We start from the raw sequence: 22917 nt of genomic DNA on the forward strand, positions 1-22917 counted from the left end.
CGTCTTTCTTGACCTAAAATCGCCGCCCGATCAGGCGAGCTTGGCTTTCACTTCCTCGGCGACGTTGGCCGGGACCTCTTCGTAATGCGAGAACTGCATCGAATATTGAGCGCGGCCCTGCGTGAAGGATCGCAGCTCATTAACGTACCCGAACATATTCGCAAGCGGCACCATCGCCTCGACGACCTGTGCGTTGCCGCGGCTGTCGGTGCCCTGGATCTGACCGCGCCGGCTGTTCAGATCGCCGATCACGTCGCCCAGATAGTCCTCCGGGGTGACGATCTCAACCTTCATGATCGGCTCGAGCAGCTTGATGCCGGCCTTCTGGGCCGCCTCGCGCATGCCGCCGCGGCCGGTGATCTCGAACGCCAGCGCCGACGAATCGACGTCATGATAGGCGCCATCATAGAGCGTTGCGGTGAAATCGATGATCGGGAAGCCGATCAGCGATCCGGTCGCGGCGATCTCGCGAATGCCCTTCTCGACCGAGGGAATATATTCCTTCGGAATGTTGCCACCCTTGACCTCGTCCTTGAAGATCACGCCCTGGCCGCGCTCGCCCGGCTCGACCGTGAACTTGATGCGGCCGAACTGGCCCGAGCCGCCCGACTGCTTCTTGTGGGTGTAATCGATGTCGGCCTTCTTCGCGAGCGACTCGCGATAGGCGACCTGCGGCGCGCCGACATTGGCCTCGACCTTGAACTCGCGCTTCATGCGGTCGACCAGGATCTCCAGGTGGAGCTCGCCCATCCCCTTGATGATGGTCTGGCCACTCTCGGCGTCGGAGGTCACGCGGAACGACGGATCCTCGCGGGCGAGACGGTTCAGGGCGACGCCCATCTTCTCCTGGTCGGCCTTGGTCTTGGGCTCCACAGCGACCTCGATGACCGGGTCCGGGAATTCCATCCGCTCGAGGATGATCGGAGCGTTGGCCGCGCACAATGTGTCGCCGGTCGTCGTGTCCTTGAGGCCCGCCAAAGCGACGATGTCGCCGGCATAGGCCACCTGGATGTCCTCGCGGTCGTTGGCGTGCATCAGCAACATGCGGCCGACCTTCTCCTTCTTGTCCTTGACCGAGTTGGTCACGGAGGAGGCGGTCTCCAGCTTGCCCGAATAGATGCGGGCGAAAGTCAGCGTGCCCACGAACGGATCGTTCATGATCTTGAACGCCAGCGCCGAGAAAGGCGCCTCGTCCGACGGCGGACGCGTGTCCGTCGTCTCGCCGTCGAGCTTCAAACCTTCGACGGGCGGGATGTCGAGCGGCGACGGCAGATAATCGACGACCGCGTCGAGCAGGGGCTGCACGCCCTTGTTCTTGAACGACGAGCCGCACAGGACCGGCACGAAGTCGAACGCGAGCGTACCCTTGCGGATCAGCCGCTTGAGCGTCGCCGTGTCGGGCTCGTTGCCCTCGAGATAGGCTTCCATCACCGCGTCGTCCTGCTCGACGGCGATCTCGATGAGTTCGGCGCGAGCGGCCGCGGCCTCGTCCTTCATGTCGTCGGGGATCTCGCGATATTCGAACTTCGCGCCGAGCGATTCGTCGAGCCAGACGATGGCGCGATTCTCGACGAGGTCGACGAGGCCGACAAACTGGCTTTCGATGCCGATCGGGAGGTACAGGACGGCCGGACGCGCGCCCAGCCGATCCTTGATCATGCGGACGCAGCGCTCGAAGCTCGCGCCGGTGCGGTCGAGCTTGTTGACGTAGCACATGCGCGGCACGCGATACTTGTCCGCCTGGCGCCACACCGTCTCGGACTGCGGCTCGACGCCGGCGACGCCGTCGAAGCAGGTGATCGCGCCGTCGAGGACGCGCAAGGAACGCTCGACCTCGATGGTGAAATCGACGTGGCCCGGCGTGTCGATGATGTTGATCCGGTGGTCGTCCCAGAAGCAGGTGGTGGCCGCGGACGTGATCGTGATCCCGCGCTCTTGCTCCTGCTCCATCCAGTCCATCGTCGCCGTGCCTTCATGCACTTCGCCGATCTTGTAGGACTTGCCGGTATAATAGAGAATCCGCTCGGTCGTCGTCGTCTTGCCGGCGTCGATATGCGCCATGATGCCGATATTGCGGTATTTTTCGAGCGGATGGCTGCGGGCCATGACTTGTCTCCAGGCAGGGCCGCCAACCTTCCATGGTCAGCGCCCGGCGTTGATTTCTATTACCAGCGGTAGTGCGAGAAGGCGCGGTTGGCTTCCGCCATGCGGTGCGTGTCTTCGCGCTTCTTGACCGCGTTGCCGCGATTGTTGGCGGCGTCCATCAGCTCGCCCGACAGGCGCGCCGACATCGTGTTCTCGCTGCGCGCGCGGGCGGCGGCGATCAGCCAGCGTATGGCCAGCGCCTGGGCGCGCTCGGTGCGCACCTCGACGGGAACCTGGTAGGTCGCGCCGCCGACGCGGCGGCTGCGGACCTCGATGCCCGGCTTGATGTTGTTCAGCGCGTCGTGGAACACGCCGATCGGCTCGCGCTTGGCGCGGGTCTCGACGGTCTCGAGCGCGCCGTAGACGATGCCCTCGGCGGTCGACTTCTTGCCGTCGAGCATCACCGAGTTCATGAACTTGGACAGGACCAGATCGCCATATTTGGGATCGGGCAGGATTTCGCGCTTCTCTGGGCGGCGGCGACGTGACATCAGATCAAAACCTTTTTCTCTTCAGCCTGGTCCGGAACCTGTCCGGGGCTTACTTTCTTGTTTCGTCATCCCGGACTTGATCCGGGATCCATCTAGACCCCGGCCTTCAGCTTCGCTGAAGTTTACCCTGAGCGCCTGCTTGCAGGCAGTCGATGGGCCGGGGTGACTCCGCGCGTCCCCGGATCAAGTCCGGGGCCACTGGGTCACTTCGGACGCTTGGCGCCGTATTTGGAACGCGACTGGCGACGGTCCTTGACACCCTGGGTGTCGAGCACGCCGCGCAGCACGTGGTAGCGCACGCCCGGCAGATCGCGGACGCGGCCGCCGCGGATGAGGACGACGCTATGCTCCTGGAGGTTGTGGCCCTCGCCGGGAATGTAGCTGATCACCTCGCGCTGGTTGGTGAGGCGGACCTTGGCCACCTTCCTGAGCGCCGAGTTGGGCTTCTTCGGGGTCGTCGTATAGACGCGGGTGCAGACGCCGCGCTTCTGCGGGTTCGCCTCCATCGCGGGAACTTTCGAGCGCTCTTTCTGCGGCTCGCGACCCTTGCGGATCAGCTGATTGATCGTCGGCATGAAGCCCTTCACCTTAAGTTACTTTACTGCAACGCAAAAATGCACAAACGCCCCGGCGGCCAAATTGGCCCCCCAGGCCTTCGCATACGCGCAGCAATGTTCAAGCTCTTCGCCCGTCTCAGGCAGCGTCTGGTCTGTTAGCAACCACCACCAGCCCCGGGCAGGGGCGGCCTATAGCGGCGAGTCCCCTGGGGGTCAACGGGGGAAGTGGCCAGGCGAGCCGCTGGTCACCGCCCAGGGCGCCGGCCTCTTCCACCGCCAGCCGCCGACCGCCCGTTGGGACTGGCAAACAGAAAAGCGGACGAAGCAAACGGAACGACCAGCATCGGGCGAAATCGCGACTGCGACGCGACACTGGCGCGCGAGCTGTCATATCAATTGAATATTGTGTCCCCGGAACCACCGCGAAGAAGACCGGCTGCCGCCGGTTGCCGCGCTGGGTGACGGGGTGGGGACGCCGGGGCGACGATGCGCGCGAGACGGGCCATGCGGCGAGCCTAGGCGTCGCGGAATGCCGGGAATTGAGTATCGTGTCCCCGCCCCCGTGTCCCCGCCCCCCAGTGAAAGTTCAACCGTCAAACGGCTGGGAATCACTGGGCGACGGTCGGCTGGACATATTTCTGCATCACGCCCGTTTCGACGAGGGCGGCGAGGTGTGCCGTGAAGGCTGCGTTCAACATCTGATCGAGCCCGTTCATCGCGAATTTGGCTTGCTCGCCTCGGCCTGTGGTGGTGAGGGTTTCCACTGTCTTCCCGTCCGCGCGGTCGTAGATCTGCCATTCTGCCTTGACCGAATAGTCGCATTTGTAGCCGTTGACCGAGGAGCAGAGATTCATGCTCACCGGGCGAAGGGTCACCCCTATCATATAATCGGCCTTGTTCTTGTCATCTTCGCTCGCGAACATGTTGCTGGAGGTACTGACGACGGTGAAACCGGCCGACTTCATCCGCCCGGTGAATAAGTTGTCGAAGCGCTCGTAGTCCTGCGTCTTCTTCTCCTTGGGAAGCGTGACGGTGCTCGGAAAAACACAGAGCGTGCCGCCCTTCACCCTGGCCGTCGCCTCCGACGTTTCGGTATCGAGAATGACCTTGCTGAGCTGCAAGGTTTTGGTCCCCTCAGGAATGCCCTGCGCAGCGACCGGTCCGGACAGCAGCATGCCGCAGAAAGCAGTGAAAACTCGTTTTCATGTAAATTCCCCCTTGTAGAGGGCTCAGCCTAATCGCCCCGAAAATCCAGCGCCAGAGGGTGCGATTGCTGGCTCTTCTCGTCGCGAACCATGATGCGGAGGAGGTGCGCAGTGCAGACGGACGGGAAGCTGCCATGTCGCGCTCCTCCGAGTGGGCGGGCCAGGTGGGGAAGCCGGAGCATTGATTATATACTGTCCCCAATTAAGTTTGGAGTGGGAACGCGCGGTCGCCGCGCCTATTCCGTCGTCTCGCCGTCCCAATGGTCGTTGTCCTGGTCGCGGGTCGCCTGGGCCTTGTCCTTGTGGACGACGCCGTCTTTATGCTCGGGCGGGCCGTATAGGGTGTAGAAGCGCAAGGGGGCATCGCCGGTGTTGACGACATTGTGGCGGGCGCCGGCGGGGACGATGACGGCGAAATCGTCCTTAACCTTGTTCGCGGTGCCGTCGATGCGGACCTCGCCCTGCCCCTCCTCGATGCGGAAGAACTGGTCGCGGTCGTCATGCACCTCCTCGCCAATCTCTTCGCCGGGCTTCAAGGTCATCAGCACGAGCTGGAGATGCTTCCCCGTATAGAGAACGCGCCGGAAATCGTCGTTACCGGTCGTCACCCGCTCGATATCGTCGCAATAGCCCTTCATCGCTCGCTCCCTCGTCGTCCGCACCTTCAATACCTCAACCGCGCTACACCCTTCGGGTTCCTGCCTCGAGCCGCCATGCCCGGCATTGCCCCGGCCCCTCCACTCCCCTACATGGCGAAGCCGGTGCCCCGGGGAGATATTGATGCTGCTGGCTGTCTTTGGCGTTCTCGACCTTCTGCTCTCGGTCCTGACCTGGATCATCATCATCCAGGCAATATTGAGCTGGCTGGTCGCGTTCAACGTGATCAACACCCATAGCGATTTCATGCGGTCGCTGCTGAGCGCGCTCGACCGGATCACCGAGCCGCTCTACCGGCCGGTGCGGCGCATCCTGCCCGATTTCGGCGGCATCGATTTCTCGCCTCTGGTCGTGCTGCTGCTCATCTACGTCGTGCGCATCCTGCTGAGCGGCGTGGCGCGCGACATCGCCCTCGCGGGCTGAAAGTGGCGGCCGACATCATCGACGGCAAGGCCTATGCCGAAGGCCTGCGCGCCCGCGTCGCCCAAGCGGTGCCCGGCTTCGTCGCGGCGGCGGGGCGCAAGCCGGGCCTCGCGGTCGTGCTGGTCGGCGAGGATCCGGCGAGCCAGGTCTATGTCCGCGCCAAGGGCAAGGCGACGATCGCCGCCGGCCTCGAAAGCTTCGAGCACAAATTGCCGGACACGGTCACGCAAGGCGAGCTGATCGCCCTCGTCCGGCGGCTCAACGCCGACGAGGCGGTGGACGGCATCCTCGTCCAGCTCCCATTGCCGCGCGGAATCGACGACAAGGCGGTGATCGCGGCCATCGATCCCGCCAAGGACGTCGATGGCTTCACGATCGCCAATGCGGGCAGGCTCGCGGTCGGCGAGGAAGCTTTGGTTCCGTGCACGCCGCTCGGCTGCCTGATGCTGCTGAAGGATCGGCTCGGTGATCTTTCCGGCCTAGACGCGGTCGTGCTGGGCCGCTCCAACATCGTCGGTAAGCCGATGGCCCAGCTCCTCCTCCGCGAAAATTGCACCGTCACGATCGCCCACAGCCGCACCCGCGACCTGCCGGACGTGGTCCGCCGCGCCGACATCGTCGTCGCGGCCGTCGGCCGGCCGCAAATGGTCCGCGGCGACTGGCTGAAACCCGGCGCCACGGTGATCGATGTCGGCATCAACCGCATCGAGATCGGCGAGGGCAAGACCCGTCTCGTCGGCGACGTCGAATTTGAAAGCGCAGTCGATGTCGCCGGCGCGATCACGCCGGTGCCGGGCGGGGTCGGCCCGATGACCATCGCCGTCCTGCTGCGCAACACCCTCGCCGCCGCTTTCGCCCGCGCCGGCCTGCCCGCGCCCGAGGGACTATGAGAAACCCGTTCGTGTCGAGCGAAGTCGAGACACCCCGCCCAGCGAAATCGAGGCATGATTTCTCGGCCGCGCTCGAAAACGCCCCTCGACTTCGCTCGGGACGAACGGATGTGCTGACCGGAACGATCTCAACATGATCGAGCTCCTCACCTCGGCTTTGGTGACCTTCTTCGTCATCATCGACCCGCCCGGCTGCGCGCCGATCTTCGCCAGCCTGACGCAAGGCGCGACGCCCTCGCAGCGGCGGATGATGGCGATCCGCTCGGTGCTGATCGCGTCCGGCATCCTCCTCTTCTTCGGGCTGTTCGGCGAGGATCTGCTGGGCGCGCTGGGAGTCAGCCTCGACGCCTTCCGCATCGCCGGCGGCATCATGCTGTTCCTGATCGCGCTCGAAATGGTGTTCGAGAAACGCACCGAGCGCCGCGAGAGCCGCGCCCAGGAGATCAACGCCACGCCGGAGATCGAGGATATCTCGGTCTTCCCGATGGCCATCCCGATGATCGCCGGCCCGGGCTCGATCGCCTCGCTCATGCTGCTCATGTCGCGGAGCGACGGCCTCGACGAATCGCTGATCGTCCTAGGCGCGCTGGCGGCGGTCCTGCTGCTGACCATGGTCACCTTGCTGCTAGCGGGGCCGCTGATGCGGCTGCTGGGTCACAAGGTCGAGGCGATGATCACCCGCATCCTCGGCGTCATCCTGGCGGCGCTGGCCGCGCAATTCGTGATCGACGGCATCGCCGCCAGCTTCAACGTCTGACCACGCGCCACATCTTGTAGGGCGAGTCGGAGGGCAACCGGACTCGCTCCAGCCAGCCCGGCGCCTGGTCCCGCGACAGCTGGACATAGAAGCCCTTCGGCGCCTCCGCCCGGTAGACGGTCGATTCGGACAGGCGCGGGCAGATCAGCACATAATCGATGCCGCGCCGCATGATCGTCTCGCGCGCATTCCCGGCCGAGCCCCGGAAGGCGCGCATCACGTCGAGAATGGCCGCTTCGTTGCGGTGATAGGGGCCGGCGACCGCGTCGTGATGGGTGACGGCGATCAGCCGCGGCCCGAGATCGACGAAGGTCAGCACATATCCCTGGGGCTGGAGCGCCACCGGCCGCAGCGCCGCCAGGGTCGGGCATTTCGCGTTGGCGATGTTCACCGTCTTCATGCGGTCGCTCGGCGGATGGGGGATGGCCCGCACCGCCGCCTGGACGATCGCGCCGGAGATGAGGAAGAAGGCGGCGGCGGTCGCGGCGATGCGCAACAGGCGGTTGGGTATGCCCCAGGTCCAGGCGAGCACCAGCCAGGCCAGCGCGGTCGCGCCCGGAATGGCGAGAAATTGCGCCGCCGGCGTCGCCCGGGTCTGCCACAGGAGGAGAAGGGCCGCGACCAGAGCCGGCGCCGCGATCACGGCCCAGCGGGTCAGCGCCGCCTCGTCGCGCCGCAGCCGCCACAGCATGGCGCCATACCCGAGGATTCCGGCGATTGGCAGAGCCACGCCATTGGCGATGACCTGTCCGCTATGGGTGTAGATGGGCCGCGCCTCGCGCACCCGGCTGAGCCACAGCCGCTCCAGCTCGGGCGACGCGCCCTCCAGCCGGGTCAGGCAATGCGGCCAGGCCCAGGCGAACGCGCCGGCGAGCGCCGCCCCGGCGACCGCGGCCACGGCGAGGCGGCCCGGCCAGGTTTGAACCCTCAAGCGCGACAACAGGACCGCGACCGCGCCCGCCGCGACCATGGCCGACAACCATACCGGCGACAGCGCGTCGCAGACGGGCCCGCGGTTGGCGTGGGAGGCGAACAGGAGATAGCCGAGCGCGCAGCCGCCGGCGAGGCTCGCGCCATAGGCGGAGAGGCGGCGCGCCTGCCCTTGGTCGCGGACCCACATGAGCGCGATCGAGGCTCCGGCGATGGCGAGGTAGATCAGCATTTCGAGGCCGATCGAGAGCGACAAGGCGGTCGCTACGCCGGCGACGGCGCCGCCGCGCGCCCGGCGCCGGTCGGTGATGCCGACGAGCAGCAGCCCCAGCATCGCCAGCTGCCAGCCATGATGGTCGAGCCGGAGCGGCATCCACATGCCCTTGACCGAATGGGCGGAGAGGAGGAGCAAAAGGGCAAGGAGGAAGGCGGCCGGCGAGATCAGCCGGCGGCAGACGATGGCGAGCGAGGCCATGGCGACGCCCATCGGCAGCAGCGGCGCGACGGCGACCGCGACCTTTTCGGCTCCCGCCCCGTCCATGAACAGCAGCAGCAGCAGCATGAGGCCCGCGATCGGAAGATCGACCAGGCGCGACCAGTGGATATCGGCGCCCTGGGGCGGATCGAGGCGGTACTGGCGCAGATCGTACCAGTCCTGCCCGGCGAGCAGGGCGCGAACCTGTGCCAGCCGGAGATTGTCGTCGGTATCGCCGAGCGCGAACCATTCGATATGGTTCCAGCGGCTGATGACGAACAGGGCCGCCGTCGCCAGCCAGAACAGCAACACCGACAGGCGCCAATGCTTCGCCGCCTTGTCGATGCCGCTCCATGCCATGCTTACTCGCCCCTTCCCAAGCCCTTGCCCCGGCATTAATCGCTAAGCGGGAAAGGGCAACCCGCGCCGGGGAGTGTATCCGCTTGACGAACAATGCCTCGGTCCTGCTCGGCCAGCTCGTCCGCTACGGGCTCACCGGGGGCTTCGTCACCGCGCTCGGCGCGGCGCTCTATTGGGTGACGGCGACCTTCTTCGGGGTGCACCCGCTGATCGCCAACGTCCTCGCTTATGCTCTGTGCGTCGCGATCGGCTATTTCCTCCACAGCCGCTGGAGCTTCCGCGGCCACGGCAGCCGCGACAATGCGGCGCGCCGCACCAGCCGCTTCTTCCTCGTCAGTCTCGTCAGCTTCGGCCTCAACAGCGTCTTCGTCTGGCTGCTCACCGGGCCGCTCCTCCAGGGGCCGACCTGGTGGCCGGTGGTGCCGATGCTGTTCGTCACGCCCTTCGTCACCTTCGCGCTCAACCGACGCTGGGTGTTCGCCTGATGGACAAGAGCTGATGGAACGCGTCGTCTATGACCGCATGGCGGAGCTGGACAGCCGCCACTGGTGGTATCGCGCGCGGCGCGAGATACTCGGCGACCTGATCGCGCGCGAGATCACCCTTCCCGACCAGGCCCGCATCCTGGAGATCGGCTGCGGGACGGGGCACAATCTGGCCATGCTCGGCCGGTTCGGCGCGGTCGACGCGATCGAGATAGACGGGGCCGCGCGCGCCATCGCCAGCCGGCGCCTCGGCCACGCGGTCGGCGATGCCCCTTTGCCGGGCCTGCCGGGAATTCCGAAGCATCATTACGACCTTGTCGCGCTCCTCGATGTGCTGGAACATGTCGAAGGCGACCGGGAGGCGCTCGTAAGCATCGCCGGCAAGCTCAAGCCGGGGGGACGCATCCTCATCACGGTGCCCGCTTTCCCCTGGATGTGGAGCGCCCACGACGTCGTCAACCACCATCATCGCCGCTACACCAAGGCGAGCCTGCGCAAGGTGGTCGGCGAAGCGGGCCTCCGGATCGAGCTCCTCAGCTGGTTCAACAGCCTGCTCTTCCCGCTCGCGGCGGCGGCGCGGCTGGCGGGGCGGGTGACCGGCAAGGAGGATAGCGACGACGCGCTTCCGCCGCGACCCGTCAATGCGCTCTTCGAGGCGATCTTCGGCCTGGAGCGTCACGCGATCGGCCGGCTGCCCTTCCCACCCGGAGTTTCGCTGGTCGCCATCGTCTCCGCCTCCTGAGCGACGTGGCCGAGGCTCGGCCGCCCCTGCGCCCGTCCGGCAATGTCGGAGACGATGTAGAGCGGCCGGCGCTTCGATTCGATGTAGAGCCGCCCCAGATATTCGCCGATCAGCCCCAGCACGAACATCTGCACCGCGCCGAGCACGACGACGACGAACATCAGCGACGTCCAGCCCGGAACGGTGCCGCCGCTCAGCCAGCCAAAGGCGATATAGAGCAGCAATAGCACCGAGGCGAGGACCAGCCAGAGGCCGACATGGCTCGCCATGCGGAGCGGCGCAGTCGAGAATCCGGTGACCGCGTCGAGCGCGAAGGAAACCATCTTCGCCAGCGGATATTTGGTCATGCCCGAATAACGTTCGGCGCGGTCATAGGCGATCGGCACCTGGCGGAAACCGACCCAGGCGACCATGCCCCGGATGAAGCGCGCCTGTTCGGGGAGGCTCAGCAGGGCATCGAGAGAGCGCCGGCTCATCAGCCTGAAATCGCCCGCGTCGACCGGTATCTCGACATCGGTCATCCGCGACAGCAACCGGTAGAAGAGCTTCGCCGTCGCTTTCTTGAATGCGGTTTCACCGGCCCGCGCGCGCCGCACCGCATAGACGACATCCGCGCCCTGGGCATCCATCTCCGCCATCATCGCCGGCAGCAATTCGGGCGGATCCTGGAGGTCGGCGTCGATGATCAGAATGCGCTCGCCCGAGCAGAGGTCGAGGCCGGCGGTCAGTGCGAGCTGGTGGCCGTGGTTGCGCGACAGGTTGATTGCGACCACCCGCCGGTCGCCGTGCGCGAGATCCTCCATCGCCGCCCAGCTCGCGTCGCGCGAGCCGTCATTGACCAGCACGATCTCGTAGGAATCGCCGACCGCTACGCGCGCCGCATTGCCGACCCGGCGGTGCAGCTCGGCAAGGCACGCTTCCTCATTGTAGCAAGGGATGACGATCGAGAGGGCGGGCGCGGTCATCGGATCTCCGGGGGCGCCGGTGTCGGGCGGTCGCCGATGCGATAGAGCACATTGCCGCCGTCGCGCCAGACCTCATCCCACCCGGTCGTCAGCGCGGGATCGTAAGACGGCGGCTGGATCAGCCAGACATAATCGAACGCCCCGCGCGGCATGCGCCGCAACGCGTCGCCGATGGTGAGCCATTGCTCACGCGGGCATTTGGCGGCGGTCACGATCTGAGAAGGATCGCGCACGAAGCGGCCGCCGGGCGGATAGTCGACGTCGAGCAGCTGCGCCCCAGCCATCGACCATTGGTCGTTGGAAAACGCTTCTCGGCGGACGATGGCGATGGCGGGCAGGTGTTCGAGGCGGGACGTGGCCCAGGGCTCGGGACAGGCCCGGCCGACGAAGGAGACGAGGCGCGCGCCATGGGGCACGTGATCGAGCGCCGCGAGCGCGCGGTCGTAGCTCCTGTCATAGAGCCAGAAGCTGGCGAGCGTCCCACCGGTCCGCGCGATCACGAAGGCGAGCGCCACGCCGGCGACGATCCCCGCGAAGCGAAGGGTCGCCCGCCGCCGCAGCCGGATGGCGACCACGGCCACGGCGAAGACATAAGGCACCAGCCGCATGTCGGCATAAGCCGATCCGAAGATGATCCGGGGGAGGAGCAGGAAAACCAGGGTGAGGAACAGCGCGGACGCGGCGAGGTTGCGCGAAAACTCGATCCTCGGGCTCCACAAGGCCCGCAGGAGCAGCAGCACGATCAGGACGAGCGCGCCAAGGTCGAACCACTCCCAGCGGTCGCGCAGCACCCATTTGATCCAGTAATATTTCGCGGTCCAGTTGAACCAGTCGGTCGTCTGCCCCCCCGCCGCCCCGCTCCGCCACAGCAGCATCAGGATGATCGGCGGCGCGATGGCGAGGCTGTGCAACGCCGCGCGCGTTCCCGCGCCGAAGAAATTGCGGCCCTTGTCGATCTGCCTCACCAGTTCGGCCGAAAAGGCCATGACCCCGAGCGTGCCCCACCCGAACGCGTGGGTGATCCAAACCAGGCCGGAGAGCGGGACAAAGACGGCGGCGCGCAGCTTCAGCCGGTCGAGCCGCGCGAGGTGAAGCCAGAGGCCGAACGCCAGGAAGGCGAATGCCATCGAAAGCGCGAAGTTCATGAAGCCGAACATGAACGGATAGCCATAGGCGAAAGGCAGCGCGAAGAAGGCGGTCGGCGGAATCCGCCCGTGGACCTCGCGCGCGACCAGGAGGAAGCCGGCAACAGTGAGCGGCGGGATCGCGGCGACGATCAGCTTCACCGCCAGCTCCAGCCCGAACAGCTTGGCGAGCGGGATGACGAGCAGGTCGACGCCGAGATTGCCGATCAGCGCCCATTCGAAACGGAAATAACGCTGGAGCGCCGCCGACTCCGCGAGATCGAGCTGTACCCTGTACCGGCCCATATGTCCCGGTAGGTCGGTCAGCGGCGCGATGTCGGCGATCAACACCGGCAGCGCTGACGTCAGGATCAGCGCCGCCAGCAGCCAACGATTCTGCCAGAATCCGATCGGCTGGTTGGCGTGACCGGGAGGGGGCGAATGGGTGTCGGTCAAGGCTGAGCCGTTCCTGGTCGGTTCAGCCCTGCCTTCCCGCAATCGCCGCCGATTTCAAGGAAAGTTTCCTCTCCTCAGTCCCGCTCGACCTTGTGCTTCAGCAATATCCAGGGAACCCGGTCGCGGTGGAAAAGTGCGCGCTGCCGGCGATCGAAGAAGGGCGGCGCATGATCGCCGACGATCAGCACGTCGGTCGGCGGAAGATCGGAGTCGGCGAGCATCTCCGCCAGCGACACGCTCACCCCGTTCCACAGGCTGAACAGCCGGCACGCCATCGCCTGGCTCTCGGCCAGCTCCGCGTCGAACCGGGCGCAATGCTCGGTCCCGAGCGTCGCGTCGGCGGCGACGGGAAGGTGGGAATTGACCGTGAGCCAGTAGATGAATTGCGGCTTGCCCGGCTGCTTCAGCCGCTCCGCGATGATGCGCGGCACGTCGCGGTCGCAGGCGCCGGGAAAGACGCCCGAGCAAGCCTCGGCTCCCTTGTCGAACAGGCCGTCGCGGAACAGCAGGGACTGAAAGCCGATATTGGGATACCAGTCGGTGCGGTCGAAAAAGCCGCCTTCGAAGGAGTGGATGGCTGTCGTCTCGTAGCCGTTCGCGGCCAACTTGGCGGGAAGACAGCCGGGGTCGGCGCGCGTCTTCAGCTCGGCATAATCGCCCCAGCGGCCGCAAAGCTCGCGAAGCTCTCCGCTGGTGGTCGATCCGAAGAAGGGGCTGGTGCCGCTCCGCACATCGTAACGATGTGCGATGTCGGCCCGCCGCCACGGCGCGAACAGCCTCGCCTGGAGCGACGGATCCTTTGGCATGCCCAGCGCCTCCACCATGACGATGAGCAGGTTGTTGCCGGTCCCGGCAAGCGCGCCGAACCCAGCCTGGGAGGTCGCCGAGGAGAAGGCCGCGCCGGCGGGAGCGGTGCGGGTGTAGGAACCGCGACTTCCCGCCGACATCCACAGATCGAGGCCGGCGAAGGCGAAAATGGCTGCCGCGGCGCACAGCAACTGCCAAGGCTTCACGAAATCGGTGGGTTTCCTGAGCAGCTTCCAGCCGCCGGCGAGGGTCGCGGCGAGCAGAGCCGCGAGCATGACATATTCGATCGACGCGCCGGGACGCAGCTCTATCAGGAAGCGGATCGAGTAGAACAGGGAGGCGAGGGAAAGGCTGAACAAGGTCGAGATGAAAGCGAGGACCGAATAGCCAAGCATAACGGCGAAGGTCGCCAACTTGATCGGGAAGCGCGCCTTGCGGACGATCAGCCCGATTGTGCCGGCGGCCAGGATTTCAGGATAACGCGGCGGCCCGCCGACTACCCACATCGCCATGAAGGGCAGATTGGGAAGGACGATCCAGCACAATATCCATGTGGCGAGGCGGGACGGGACGGCGAGGCCCGGGCGCCGGATAGCCATGGGAAGTGTCAGCTGCATGAAAGGCCCCCAACCGGCCGCCTTTGTGAGCCTTCAAGGTTAACGAGAGGCTAAGGCGCCGGCTTCACGCGCCAGACGCGCAACCTCCCTTCGCCGAGCGGGACCGGGTCGAGCCAGCGCGGCGCTCGCCCCTCCCTCAACCCGAGCGCAAGGCTGCCTGGCCCTTCCCGCGCGAGGTCGATCTCGGTGAAGCTCGACGGACAGATGGTGACATAGTCCACGTCCCATTCCGCCGCGATGGTCCGCGCCCGTTCGGGCGGTGCGAGGAAGAAGCGGTACATGGCGAGATTGCCCGCATTGTTCCGGTGATAAGGCGCCGCGACCACATCGTGGGGCGTCATTCCGATCAGCGAGGCGCCGGAATCGAGCGGCGCCATGAACCGCCCGCGTTCGAGCGCGGCGATGCGCGCGAAGCTGTCTCCGCCGATGCAGGCCGCGGTCCGCGCGCGCAAATCCTGCGCGGGTTCGGCCAGCAGACGATCGAGCAACGTGCCCGCGACATTGTAGGTGAACCCGGTCGCGGCCACCCACGATAAGAGCAAAGCGCCCGGGAATCGCGCGACGGGTGCACGCTCCCGCGCGGCGACGATCAGCGCGATCAGCGGCAGAGCGGCGACGGCCGCCATCACGTAGGTGACACGGATCTGGAGCATCGCCGCAACCACGCCCAGCGCGAGGAATATCATCAGCGCCTGCCATTCGGGCCGGCGAGCGCGGCCATTGAGGAGGCAAAGGAAGCCGGCGACCAGTCCCACGACGCAAAGGCCGCCATAAGCGACGGCGGTGCCGATCCTCTCCTGCGCGAACAGGCTCTCGGCCTCGCCGACCCGGTCCATCCACAATCGGGTGAGCAGCGGATCGAGCGCGCCATAAGGCCCCGTGAAGCAGACCGACGACGTCTTGAGGATCACCAGCGATCCGGCGACCGCGATCACGCCGCCAAGCGCGACCCTCCCCTTCCAGCCCTGGACGAAACGGCCACCGGCCGCGAGCACGCCCCAGCACAAGGCGGCCGTGAAGGTCGCCGCGACCGAGGCCGGTGTAAAGCCGTCGCACCATTGCTCGGGCCAGATCGCCGGCCTTGCCAACATCAGCAAAAAGGCGGTGACTCCACCGAGTCCCAACGCGAAGCCGGCCGCGCGCCCGTTCTCCTCGGACGCCCGCGCCGCCCAGAGGACGAACAAAGCCGCCATCGCGGCGACGATCTCGGGCGCGGTCTCCAGCCCGACCGCGAGGCTGAGCGCCGCCACCGCGCCGGCATAGAATCCGCTGCGCAGCGAGGCGCGGAGCGTCACCGCATCTAGCAACAGAAGCATCAGCAGAATCTGAAGCCCGTGATGGTCGATCCGCCCCGGCACGAACAGGCCGACGGACGGAAAGGCGAGCGCGCCGACGATCACGGCCACGGTTCCGGCTGACTCCCCCGCCAGCCGCCGGGCGATGCGGCCCATGACCAGCAGGTACAGGAAGAAAAGCAGCGCCGGATAGGCGACTAGCATGGCCAGTCGCGCCGCTTCGGCGCCGACGAGAGGCGTCAGCAGCACGAGCAGGGCAGCCGGCCCCAGGTCGGCGATCCGCGACCAATGCATCGATGTGCCGCCCGCCGGCCCGAGCCGATGCTGGCTGAGGTCGCTCCAGGCTTGGCCGCCCACCCAGTCCTGGACCTGGGCGAGCCGCATCATGTCGTCATTGTCGGGCAGCCGCCCCATCGAGAGCGCGGTGAAGTCGCGTGCCGTCCACGCGGCCGTCAGGATCACCGCGAACAGCAAGGCGAGCAGCAGGCTCGGCCGCGCTACTCCCGCGCCGGCCGGGCGAACGAAAGTATCGGCGGTCGGAGTGAGGCTGGCCATGCTGATCCCGCTGGAGGTCTTGGGACCCTGCATGACGCCCCCGCCTTAAAAATCGGTTTACTGGTTAACGGAAAATTTCCGTTTCGGGCCGCATCGCGGGTCCGCACCAAGCGGGAGATTTTGTCAGATGCCGGCGTCCGCGCACCGTCTCCGCAAGACCCGGCCCGACGCGACCGCGACCGAGCTGGAACTGTCGATCGTCATGCCCTGCCTCAATGAGGCTGAGACGATCGCCGTCTGCATCAAGAAGGCGCTGCGGTTCCTGGAAGATTCGGGCACCGCCGGCGAGGTCGTCATCGCCGACAACGGCTCGACCGACGGGTCACGGCAGATCGCCAACGCGCTCGGCGCCCGCATCGTCGAGGTTCGCGACCGTGGTTATGGCGCCGCCCTGATCGGCGGCATCGCCGCTGCGCGCGGCCGCTTCGTCGCCATCGGCGACGCCGACGACAGCTATGACTTTCTCGGGCTCGGGCCGTTCGTGGAGCAGCTTCGCGCCGGTGCCGATCTGGTGATGGGCAATCGCTTCACGGGCGGCATCGCCACCGGCGCAATGCCCCGGCTCCACCGCTATCTGGGCAATCCGGTTCTGAGCTTCGTCGGCCGCCTCTTCTTCGACACGCCGATCGGCGATTTTCATTGCGGCCTGCGCGCCTTCCGCCGCGACTCCGTGGCCAGGCTCGGCCTCGCCGCCGGTGGCATGGAATTCGCCAGCGAGATGGTGGTGAAGGCGGCGATCAACGGCCTCGATATCCGCGAAGTGCCGACCACGTTGCGGCCCGACGGCCGCTCCCGACCGCCCCACCTGCGCACCTGGCGCGACGGCTGGCGGCATCTGCGCTTCCTGCTCATCTACGCGCCCAAGTGGCTGTTCCTCCTGCCGGGGCTGATGCTGTGCGCTCCCGGCCTCGCCGGCGTGCTGGCGCTCGTGGGCGGAGACGTCACGGTCGGCGACACCCGCTTCGGCATCCACTCGATGCTGTTCGCCGCCATGGCCGTCATCATGGGGACGCAATTGCTGAGCTTTTCCGTCCTCGCACGCCATTATGGCATCATCGCCGGATTCTGGCCGGAAAGCGCGGCGATGACGGCGGTGCGACGCCTCTTCACCGTGGAACGCGCCTGTCTCGCCGGGGCCGCGATGATCCTCGCCGCGATCGCTCTCGCCGTCGCCGCTACCACGATCTGGGCCGGAGCGGGCTATGGCGCGATGAACCCCGAGGCGCTGATGCGGATCGCCATTCCGGCGGTCCTGCTCGGCTGCGTCGGCATGCAGACGGTCTTCACCGCCTTCTTCGCCGGCCTGCTCGATCAGCCGCGCCGGAGCTGAATAACGCGACGCTGCCCCGGCCCTTCTTCACAACCCCCGCAGCCGCGTCTCCGCCTCGGCCATATAGTCGCGGGTGATCGGCAAAGCGTGCCGGTCGCGGATGAGCTGGACCTGGAAATTGGCCATGCCGCCGTGGCGGAAGGCGGCTTCCGATCCGGCCAGGTAGAATTGCCACATGCGGAAGAATCGTTCGTCATAGAGCGCGACGATCTCTTCCTTGGCGGCCTCGGCGCGCTTGTACCAATGTTCGAGAGTCGGGACATAATGGAGGCGCAAAGTCTCGACGTCGGAGACGATCAGCCTTTGCTTCTCGGTCACCGACACGATCTCCGACAAAGCCGGGATATAGCCGCCGGGGAAGATATATTTGGACGTCCAGCGGTCGGTGACGCCCGGCTTGCCGATGCGGCCGATCGTGTGGACCAGCATCACGCCGTCGGGCGCGAGCAGGTCGCGGCATTTCCTGAAGAAGCCGGGATATTGGGGCGGGCCGACATGCTCCAGCATGCCGACCACGGTGATGCGGTCGAAGCGGCCTTCGAGGTCGCGATAGTCGATCAGCTCGAACTTGACGCGGTCGGACACCCCTTCCGCCGCCGCTCGCGCCCGCGCCACCCGGATCTGCTCCTCCGCCAGGGCGATGCCTAGCACGTCCGCTCCCGTCGTCCGGTGCAGATAAAGCGCGAACCCGCCCCAGCCGCAGCCGATGTCGAGCAGGCGCTGGCCGGGCTTGAGGTCGAGCTTGGCCGCGATATGGGCCATCTTGTGCTGCTGGGCGGTATCGAGATCGTCGGTGTCGCCGGTCCAGTAGCCCATCGTATATTGCAGGTCCCGGTCGAGGAAGAGCTCGAACAGCCGGCTGGAAATTTCGTAGCTGTGGGCGGCGTTGCGCTTCGACCGGCGTTGCCAGTTGACGCGGTCGATGCGGCCCATCGCGGACTGTGCCGCCCGACGGAGCGGGGATTTCGGTTTGATGATTCCGCTTCTCTCCCAGGGCGCGTTGCGACGCAGCAGGTCGATCAACTCCCTGATGTCGCCCTGCTCGACGACCAGCCGGCCGTCCATATAGGCCTCGCCCGCGCCGACGCGGGGATCGCGGGCGATCTTGAACGCGGCGCCGCGATCGGTCAGCCTGACGGCCAGCGCCGCGCGGCCGGGATCGGGCGCGCCGTAGCGGTAGATTTTGCCGTCATGGTCGGTGACGACCAGTTCGCCACGCCGGACGAGGCGGCGGAGCAACTTGTCGAGCAGCCACATATTCCCCCCTTTAAGCCGATCCGAACGCCGCTTCCGCCTCCCCCATATAATCGCGCGTGATCGGCAGCGCGCGCCTGTCGCGGATATATTGAATCTGGAAATTGACCATTCCGCCGTGGCGGAAGGTGACGACCGCCCCCGCCAGGTAGAATTGCCACATGCGGAAGAAGCGTTCGTCGTAAAGCGCCTCTATCTCTTTTCGCTTCGCGGTGACGCGGCGATACCATTCCTCGGTCGTATAACCGTAATGGAGCCGCAATGTCTCGACATCGGCGGCGATCAGCCTCGAACGCTCGCTCGCCGCGATGATTTCGGACAGCGCCGGATTGTAGCCGCCGGGGAAGATATATTTGGTGATCCAGCGGTCGGTGGTGCCGGGCCGGCCCATCCGCCCGATCGTGTGCAGCAGCATCACCCCGTCGTCGGCCAGCAATTCGCGGCACTTGCGGAAGAAGGCGCGGTAATGCGGCGGCCCGACATGCTCGAACATGCCCACCGACACGATCCGGTCGAACCGCCCCTCGACATGACGGTAGTCGATGAGCTCGAACTTCACGCGGTCAGCGACCCCCGCCTCCTCGGCGCGCCGCCGCGCGACCTTCAATTGCTCTTCGGAAAGTGTGACGCCGAGCACGTCGACGTCGGCGACCCGGTTGAGATAGAGCGCCATGCCGCCCCAGCCGCAGCCTATGTCGAGCACCCGCTGCCCAGGCTTCAGATAGAGCTTGGCCGCGATATGGGCTTTCTTGTCGAGCTGGGCCTGGTCGAGGCTGTTGGCCGGATCGGTATAATAGCCGCAGCTATATTGGCGGTCGGCATCGAGGAAGAGGTCGTAAAGCCGGTCCGACAGATCATAATGATGGGCGACATTCTTCTTCGAGCGCCGCTCCCAGTTGAGCCGGTCGAGTTTCCTCAAGGCGCGATTGCCGCTCTTGCCGAGCCCCCCGTCCGTCGCCTTCACCCGCTCCCAGCGCGTGTTGAAGCGGACGAGGTCGAGCAGGTCCAGGATCTCGCCCTCCACCATCTCGATCCGGCCGTCCATATAGGCTTCGCCCGCGCCGAGACGGACGTCGCGCACGATGTCGAACGGCACGCGGCGGTCGGTGAAGCGGATCGTGACGCGCGCGCGGCCGGGATCCGGCTTGCCGAACTGATATTTGCGGCCATCATGGGCGATGACCACGAGTTCGCCCTGCTTGATGAGGCGGGTGAGAAGTTTACGGATCAGCCACATCGGGCCAGCTTAGCCAAGCGCGCGGCGCGCGCAATCCCGTCCGTCTCGCTCAGCGGGCGCGGAGCCAGCCGGTGATCGAGTAACGCCGCGACGGCGCCGCCCTTGTGACCATCGAGACGCTGTGCAATTGCGGCACGGCGAAGACGTTGAGCGTGTTGAAGCGCGGCGCCAAGCCGGTAGCGACATCGCCGTCCAGCCCATGGAAGAGCAGCAGCCCGCCCCATTCGATCCGCCAGGAAGGCGTCAGCCCGAAGACATAGGCGGCGAGCCGCTTCTTTCCGCCGACCGCGTCGTCATGGCCGGTGAGGAAATCGCCGGGTGCATAAGCCGTGGCCTGCGCGTCCGCGAAGGCGATCATGTCCTCGCCCGTGACGTCGCGCAGCATATCGCGGGCATCGCCCCCCGAAAGCCAGGAGGCGAAGCTGGCGAGAATGTCGGACGAGCCCTGGCGTTCCTCTTCGCCGTCGGGGACGCGGATCGCTTCGTAACGGTGCTGGAAACCGTCGCGGGCGCCGGCGAACACCGCCTGGTCGAGCGCATCGCGCTGCTGGTCCGACATGCTCGCGCGGGTAGCCCGGTCGAGGTCGAACACCTTGCCGCCGCTATTGACGATCTGGCGCCAGTCCTGCCGTCCGCGCAGCGCGGCGTGAAGCATGGCGGCTCCCTCGTCGGCCAGCAAATCGGCGATGCGGACGCGGCGGTCGCGGGCGTAGGCGGTCTTCAGCGCGGCGCGGTCGAGCGCCGGGTTAAGCCGGAACATCCGCCAGCGCCGCCTGCTTTTCCTCGGCCAGCCGGTCGAGCTCGGCCCGGCTCTTCTTCTCCGCCGCGGACTTGAGCTGACCGCAGGCGGCCATGATGTCGCGGCCGCGCGGGCGGCGGATCGGCGCGCTGATGCCGCCTTCAAAAATGATGCTGGAGAAGCGCGACACCCGTTCCGGCGTCGAGCATTCATAGGGAGCGCCGGGCCAGGGGTTGAACGGGATGAGGTTCACCTTGGCGGGCAGATCATATTTGCGGATCAGCCGGACGAGCTCGCGTGCATCCTCGTCGCTGTCGTTCTTGTCCTTCAGCATCACATATTCGAAGGTGATGCGGCGCGCATTGTTGGCGCCGGGATAATCGGCGCAGGCCTGGAGCAGTTCCTCGATGCCGTATTTGCGGTTGAGCGGCACGATCTCGTCGCGCACTTCCTTGGTGACGGCGTGCAGCGATACGGCGAGGTTGACGTTGATCTCGGCCCCGGCGCGCGCCATCATCGGCACCACGCCCGATGTGGAAAGGGTGATCCGCCGGCGCGACAGGCCGAGGCCGTCGCCGTCCATCACGATCTTCAGCGCATCCCGGACATTGTCGAAATTGTAGAGCGGCTCGCCCATCCCCATCATCACGATGTTGCTGAGCATCCGCCCCTCTGGCTGGGACGGCCATTCGCCGAGCGTGTCGCGCGCCAGCATCACCTGGCCGACAATCTCGCCGGCGGTGAGGTTGCGCACAAGCCGCATCGTACCCGTATGGCAGAAGCGGCAATTGAGAGTGCAACCGACCTGGCTCGACACGCACAAGGTGCCCCGATCCGCGTCGGGAATGAACACCATCTCGTAATCGTTGCCGTCCGGCGTCCTCAGCAGCCACTTGCGCGTCCCGTCGGTGGAGACGAGATGCTCGATCACTTCCGGCCGCCCGATCACGAAGCGATCGGCGAGCCAGGCCCTGTGCGGCTTGGCGATGTCGCTCATCGCGTCGAACCGGATCGCGCCGCGATGATAGACCTGGTGCCAGATCTGCTTGGCGCGGAGCTTCGCCGCCTTCGCGTCCAGCCCGGCTTCCTCCAGCGCGGCCCGGATCGCGTCACGCGAAAGTCCGACGAGGTCGAGGCGCGAATCGTCGAGCGCGGGGATAGCGCGCGGCACGGGTACGGGATCGATGTGCCCGGGGATCGACATGGCCATATTCATGAGGAGCGCCATGTAGCGACGAATGTGGCATTTTTCCAGCCGCCTTCCCGAACACCTTTCGACCTTTGTATCCGGCGTGGTGCGACCGAATGGCTCGTGAATATGTTATCAGCACGAAGAGCGAAGGAGTCGCGCGATGAAGCAGCCGGACACCGCCCATCCGATAGAGATCAGCCCGTTCGGCGGCCGGGTCCGAATCCTGTTCGAAGGCGCGACGATCGCCGATTCGTCGCACGCGCTGAGGCTGGAGGAAGCGGATTATGCGGCCGTCTTCTACATACCCCGCGGCGACGTCCACATGGACGCGCTGACCCACAGCGGCAGGATCACCCATTGCCCCTATAAAGGCGACGCCAGCTATTTCACTCTCGTCGCCGGCGATGTTCGCGCCCGCGACGCCGTTTGGAGCTACGAGCACCCCTATCCGGCGGTGGCCGAGATCGCCGGATATCTGGCTTTCTATCCGGACAAGGTCGATATCGAGACGGTGCCGTTCGGCTGAAGTTCCCCCTCGACGCGATCGACCTAGCGAGCCGTCAACAAGGCCCGCGCGCCAAGCCGGGTGTCCAGGGCCGTTCGCGGTACCATTTGGTAATGATATATTTGACGCCAGCGAGCACCGGCATGCCCTGGTGCAGCGAGGCCATGTTGGGCTGCCCCGCTTCGTCGAGATTGTTCCAGACGAGGAGGTTGCCTCGGCGCGGCTCGATGCGGACCTGGGCCGATGGAAACTGCGTGTGTCCGCCCTCCTCCACCGCGTTGAGGAACATCATCGCCGTCCAGCTTCGCTGCCCGCCGCTCGCCTCCTGCGCCGGCCAGTAGGCCTCGCTGGTGAAGAAGAAATCGTGGTGCGGCTTGAACTGCTGGCCGACGGCGTAACGCTGGCCCTGAATCGTCTCCCCATAAGCGGGATCGATGCCGATGACGGCGGCGATCTTCCTTTCCACCGTGCGCACCAGCGACCTGCTTGGGTCGAGGTTGCAACTCTCGCTGGTGCGGAAATCGGGGTCGGCCTCCTCGGCGAGCAGCCGGCTCGGTTCCCGGTCAGCATCGATCAGCGCGATCAGCCCGCGGCATTCGCGCTCGTCCAGGAAGCCGCGGAGCAGGAACAGTTCTAGGCCGGGCGCCGGCACGCGGTAGATGTCCGGCCGCGCGCCGAGCCGCTCCCTCGCTGCCGTCGCCTGCTCGACCGCGCCCATCGCCGT

22 protein-coding genes are annotated in these 22917 nt (G+C 66.2%); 7 read left to right on the forward strand and 15 right to left on the reverse strand.

The annotated features are described in order from the left end of the window. Positions 1-30 precede the first annotated feature (30 nt). The 5 genes from fusA to ACFQRC_RS12900 form a co-directional block, all read right to left on the reverse strand. Positions 31-2106: an elongation factor G gene (fusA, locus tag ACFQRC_RS12880; protein WP_379961857.1), complete on the reverse strand. Its 2076-nt coding sequence runs from the start codon at positions 2104-2106 to the stop codon at positions 31-33. 59 nt (positions 2107-2165) lie between these two features. Continuing rightward, positions 2166-2636: a 30S ribosomal protein S7 gene (gene rpsG / locus ACFQRC_RS12885; RefSeq protein ID WP_379961859.1), complete on the reverse strand. Its 471-nt coding sequence runs from the start codon at positions 2634-2636 to the stop codon at positions 2166-2168. Between the two features lie 203 nt (positions 2637-2839). Then, positions 2840-3211 carry a 30S ribosomal protein S12 gene (gene rpsL, locus ACFQRC_RS12890; RefSeq protein ID WP_315724580.1) on the reverse strand — a complete coding sequence of 124 codons (372 nt, stop codon included), beginning with the start codon at positions 3209-3211 and terminating at the stop codon, positions 2840-2842. A 590-nt stretch (positions 3212-3801) separates the two neighbouring features. Then, positions 3802-4368 carry a hypothetical protein gene (locus ACFQRC_RS12895; RefSeq protein WP_379961862.1) on the reverse strand — a complete coding sequence of 189 codons (567 nt, stop codon included), beginning with the start codon at positions 4366-4368 and terminating at the stop codon, positions 3802-3804. Between the two features lie 266 nt (positions 4369-4634). Beyond that, positions 4635-5036, reverse strand: coding sequence for a cupin domain-containing protein (locus tag ACFQRC_RS12900; protein WP_379961864.1), 402 nt, complete (start codon positions 5034-5036; stop codon positions 4635-4637). Positions 5037-5178: 142 nt separating this feature from the next. Between ACFQRC_RS12900 and ACFQRC_RS12905 the strand changes: the two genes are divergently transcribed. The 3 genes from ACFQRC_RS12905 to ACFQRC_RS12915 all read left to right on the forward strand — a co-directional run bounded on the left by ACFQRC_RS12905 (position 5179) and on the right by ACFQRC_RS12915 (position 7125). Further along, positions 5179-5478 carry a YggT family protein gene (locus ACFQRC_RS12905; RefSeq protein ID WP_379961866.1) on the forward strand — a complete coding sequence of 100 codons (300 nt, stop codon included), beginning with the start codon at positions 5179-5181 and terminating at the stop codon, positions 5476-5478. Between the two features lie 2 nt (positions 5479-5480). After that, the gene (gene folD / locus ACFQRC_RS12910) at positions 5481-6368 is read left to right on the forward strand and encodes a bifunctional methylenetetrahydrofolate dehydrogenase/methenyltetrahydrofolate cyclohydrolase FolD (RefSeq protein ID WP_379961868.1); all 888 of its coding nucleotides are present in this window, start codon (positions 5481-5483) and stop codon (positions 6366-6368) included. Between the two features lie 133 nt (positions 6369-6501). Then, positions 6502-7125 carry a MarC family protein gene (locus ACFQRC_RS12915; RefSeq protein ID WP_379961870.1) on the forward strand — a complete coding sequence of 208 codons (624 nt, stop codon included), beginning with the start codon at positions 6502-6504 and terminating at the stop codon, positions 7123-7125. On the opposite strand, the gene ACFQRC_RS12920 is transcribed toward ACFQRC_RS12915, so the two are convergent. Continuing rightward, a complete protein-coding gene (locus tag ACFQRC_RS12920; protein ID WP_379961872.1) occupies positions 7115-8890 on the reverse strand; it encodes a hypothetical protein in 1776 nt (591 codons plus the stop codon). The two genes, ACFQRC_RS12915 and ACFQRC_RS12920, sit on opposite strands and share 11 nt — an antisense overlap. Before the next feature lie 83 nt (positions 8891-8973). Between ACFQRC_RS12920 and ACFQRC_RS12925 the strand changes: the two genes are divergently transcribed. Together ACFQRC_RS12925 and ACFQRC_RS12930 are read left to right on the forward strand one after the other, a co-directional pair. Beyond that, complete coding sequence (locus ACFQRC_RS12925) at positions 8974-9375, forward strand: GtrA family protein (protein ID WP_379961874.1); 402 nt, start codon at positions 8974-8976, stop codon at positions 9373-9375. 13 nt (positions 9376-9388) lie between these two features. Continuing rightward, positions 9389-10117 (forward strand): class I SAM-dependent methyltransferase, encoded by a 729-nt coding sequence (locus ACFQRC_RS12930; RefSeq protein ID WP_379961876.1) that lies wholly within the window; start codon positions 9389-9391, stop codon positions 10115-10117. On the opposite strand, the gene ACFQRC_RS12935 is transcribed toward ACFQRC_RS12930, so the two are convergent. The 4 genes from ACFQRC_RS12935 to ACFQRC_RS12950 all read right to left on the reverse strand — a co-directional run bounded on the left by ACFQRC_RS12935 (position 10051) and on the right by ACFQRC_RS12950 (position 15969). Next, positions 10051-11082, reverse strand: coding sequence for a glycosyltransferase family 2 protein (locus ACFQRC_RS12935; RefSeq protein ID WP_379961878.1), 1032 nt, complete (start codon positions 11080-11082; stop codon positions 10051-10053). The genes ACFQRC_RS12930 and ACFQRC_RS12935 overlap by 67 nt on opposite strands. Further along, the gene (locus ACFQRC_RS12940; protein WP_379961880.1) at positions 11079-12662 is read right to left on the reverse strand and encodes a hypothetical protein; all 1584 of its coding nucleotides are present in this window, start codon (positions 12660-12662) and stop codon (positions 11079-11081) included. The genes ACFQRC_RS12935 and ACFQRC_RS12940 overlap by 4 nt, the downstream gene beginning before the upstream one ends. Before the next feature lie 74 nt (positions 12663-12736). After that, positions 12737-14068 (reverse strand): sulfatase-like hydrolase/transferase, encoded by a 1332-nt coding sequence (locus ACFQRC_RS12945; RefSeq protein ID WP_379961882.1) that lies wholly within the window; start codon positions 14066-14068, stop codon positions 12737-12739. Positions 14069-14136: 68 nt separating this feature from the next. Then, on the reverse strand, positions 14137-15969 hold the full coding sequence (locus ACFQRC_RS12950) for a hypothetical protein (RefSeq protein ID WP_379961884.1): 1833 nt from the start codon (positions 15967-15969) through the stop codon (positions 14137-14139). A gap of 94 nt (positions 15970-16063) precedes the next feature. On the opposite strand from ACFQRC_RS12950, the gene ACFQRC_RS12955 reads away from it, so the two are divergent. Beyond that, on the forward strand, positions 16064-17266 hold the full coding sequence (locus ACFQRC_RS12955; protein ID WP_379961886.1) for a glycosyltransferase family 2 protein: 1203 nt from the start codon (positions 16064-16066) through the stop codon (positions 17264-17266). A 27-nt stretch (positions 17267-17293) separates the two neighbouring features. Here the strand turns inward: ACFQRC_RS12955 and ACFQRC_RS12960 are convergent, their stop codons facing one another. The 4 genes from ACFQRC_RS12960 to rlmN are packed head-to-tail and all read right to left on the reverse strand — an operon-like array spanning position 17294 to position 21712. After that, a complete protein-coding gene (locus ACFQRC_RS12960) occupies positions 17294-18523 on the reverse strand; it encodes a class I SAM-dependent methyltransferase (protein WP_379961888.1) in 1230 nt (409 codons plus the stop codon). Between the two features lie 10 nt (positions 18524-18533). After that, positions 18534-19757: a class I SAM-dependent methyltransferase gene (locus tag ACFQRC_RS12965; RefSeq protein WP_379961890.1), complete on the reverse strand. Its 1224-nt coding sequence runs from the start codon at positions 19755-19757 to the stop codon at positions 18534-18536. Between the two features lie 49 nt (positions 19758-19806). Beyond that, positions 19807-20517: a 2OG-Fe(II) oxygenase gene (locus ACFQRC_RS12970; protein WP_379961892.1), complete on the reverse strand. Its 711-nt coding sequence runs from the start codon at positions 20515-20517 to the stop codon at positions 19807-19809. Further along, positions 20504-21712 carry a 23S rRNA (adenine(2503)-C(2))-methyltransferase RlmN gene (rlmN, locus tag ACFQRC_RS12975; RefSeq protein ID WP_379961895.1) on the reverse strand — a complete coding sequence of 403 codons (1209 nt, stop codon included), beginning with the start codon at positions 21710-21712 and terminating at the stop codon, positions 20504-20506. Before rlmN ends, ACFQRC_RS12970 begins: the two co-directional genes overlap by 14 nt. A 136-nt stretch (positions 21713-21848) precedes the next feature. Here rlmN and ACFQRC_RS12980 point away from each other — a divergent pair, with 136 nt between their 5' ends. Continuing rightward, the gene (locus ACFQRC_RS12980; protein ID WP_379961897.1) at positions 21849-22214 is read left to right on the forward strand and encodes a DUF427 domain-containing protein; all 366 of its coding nucleotides are present in this window, start codon (positions 21849-21851) and stop codon (positions 22212-22214) included. A 34-nt stretch (positions 22215-22248) separates the two neighbouring features. Here ACFQRC_RS12980 and ACFQRC_RS12985 read toward each other — a convergent pair whose 3' ends face one another. Continuing rightward, the gene (locus ACFQRC_RS12985) at positions 22249-22911 is read right to left on the reverse strand and encodes a prolyl hydroxylase family protein (RefSeq protein WP_379961899.1); all 663 of its coding nucleotides are present in this window, start codon (positions 22909-22911) and stop codon (positions 22249-22251) included. Positions 22912-22917 lie beyond the last annotated feature (6 nt).

The sequence above is a fragment of the Enterovirga sp. GCM10030262 genome (assembly GCF_042666435.1).
GTDB lineage: Bacteria > Pseudomonadota > Alphaproteobacteria > Sphingomonadales > Sphingomonadaceae > Allosphingosinicella.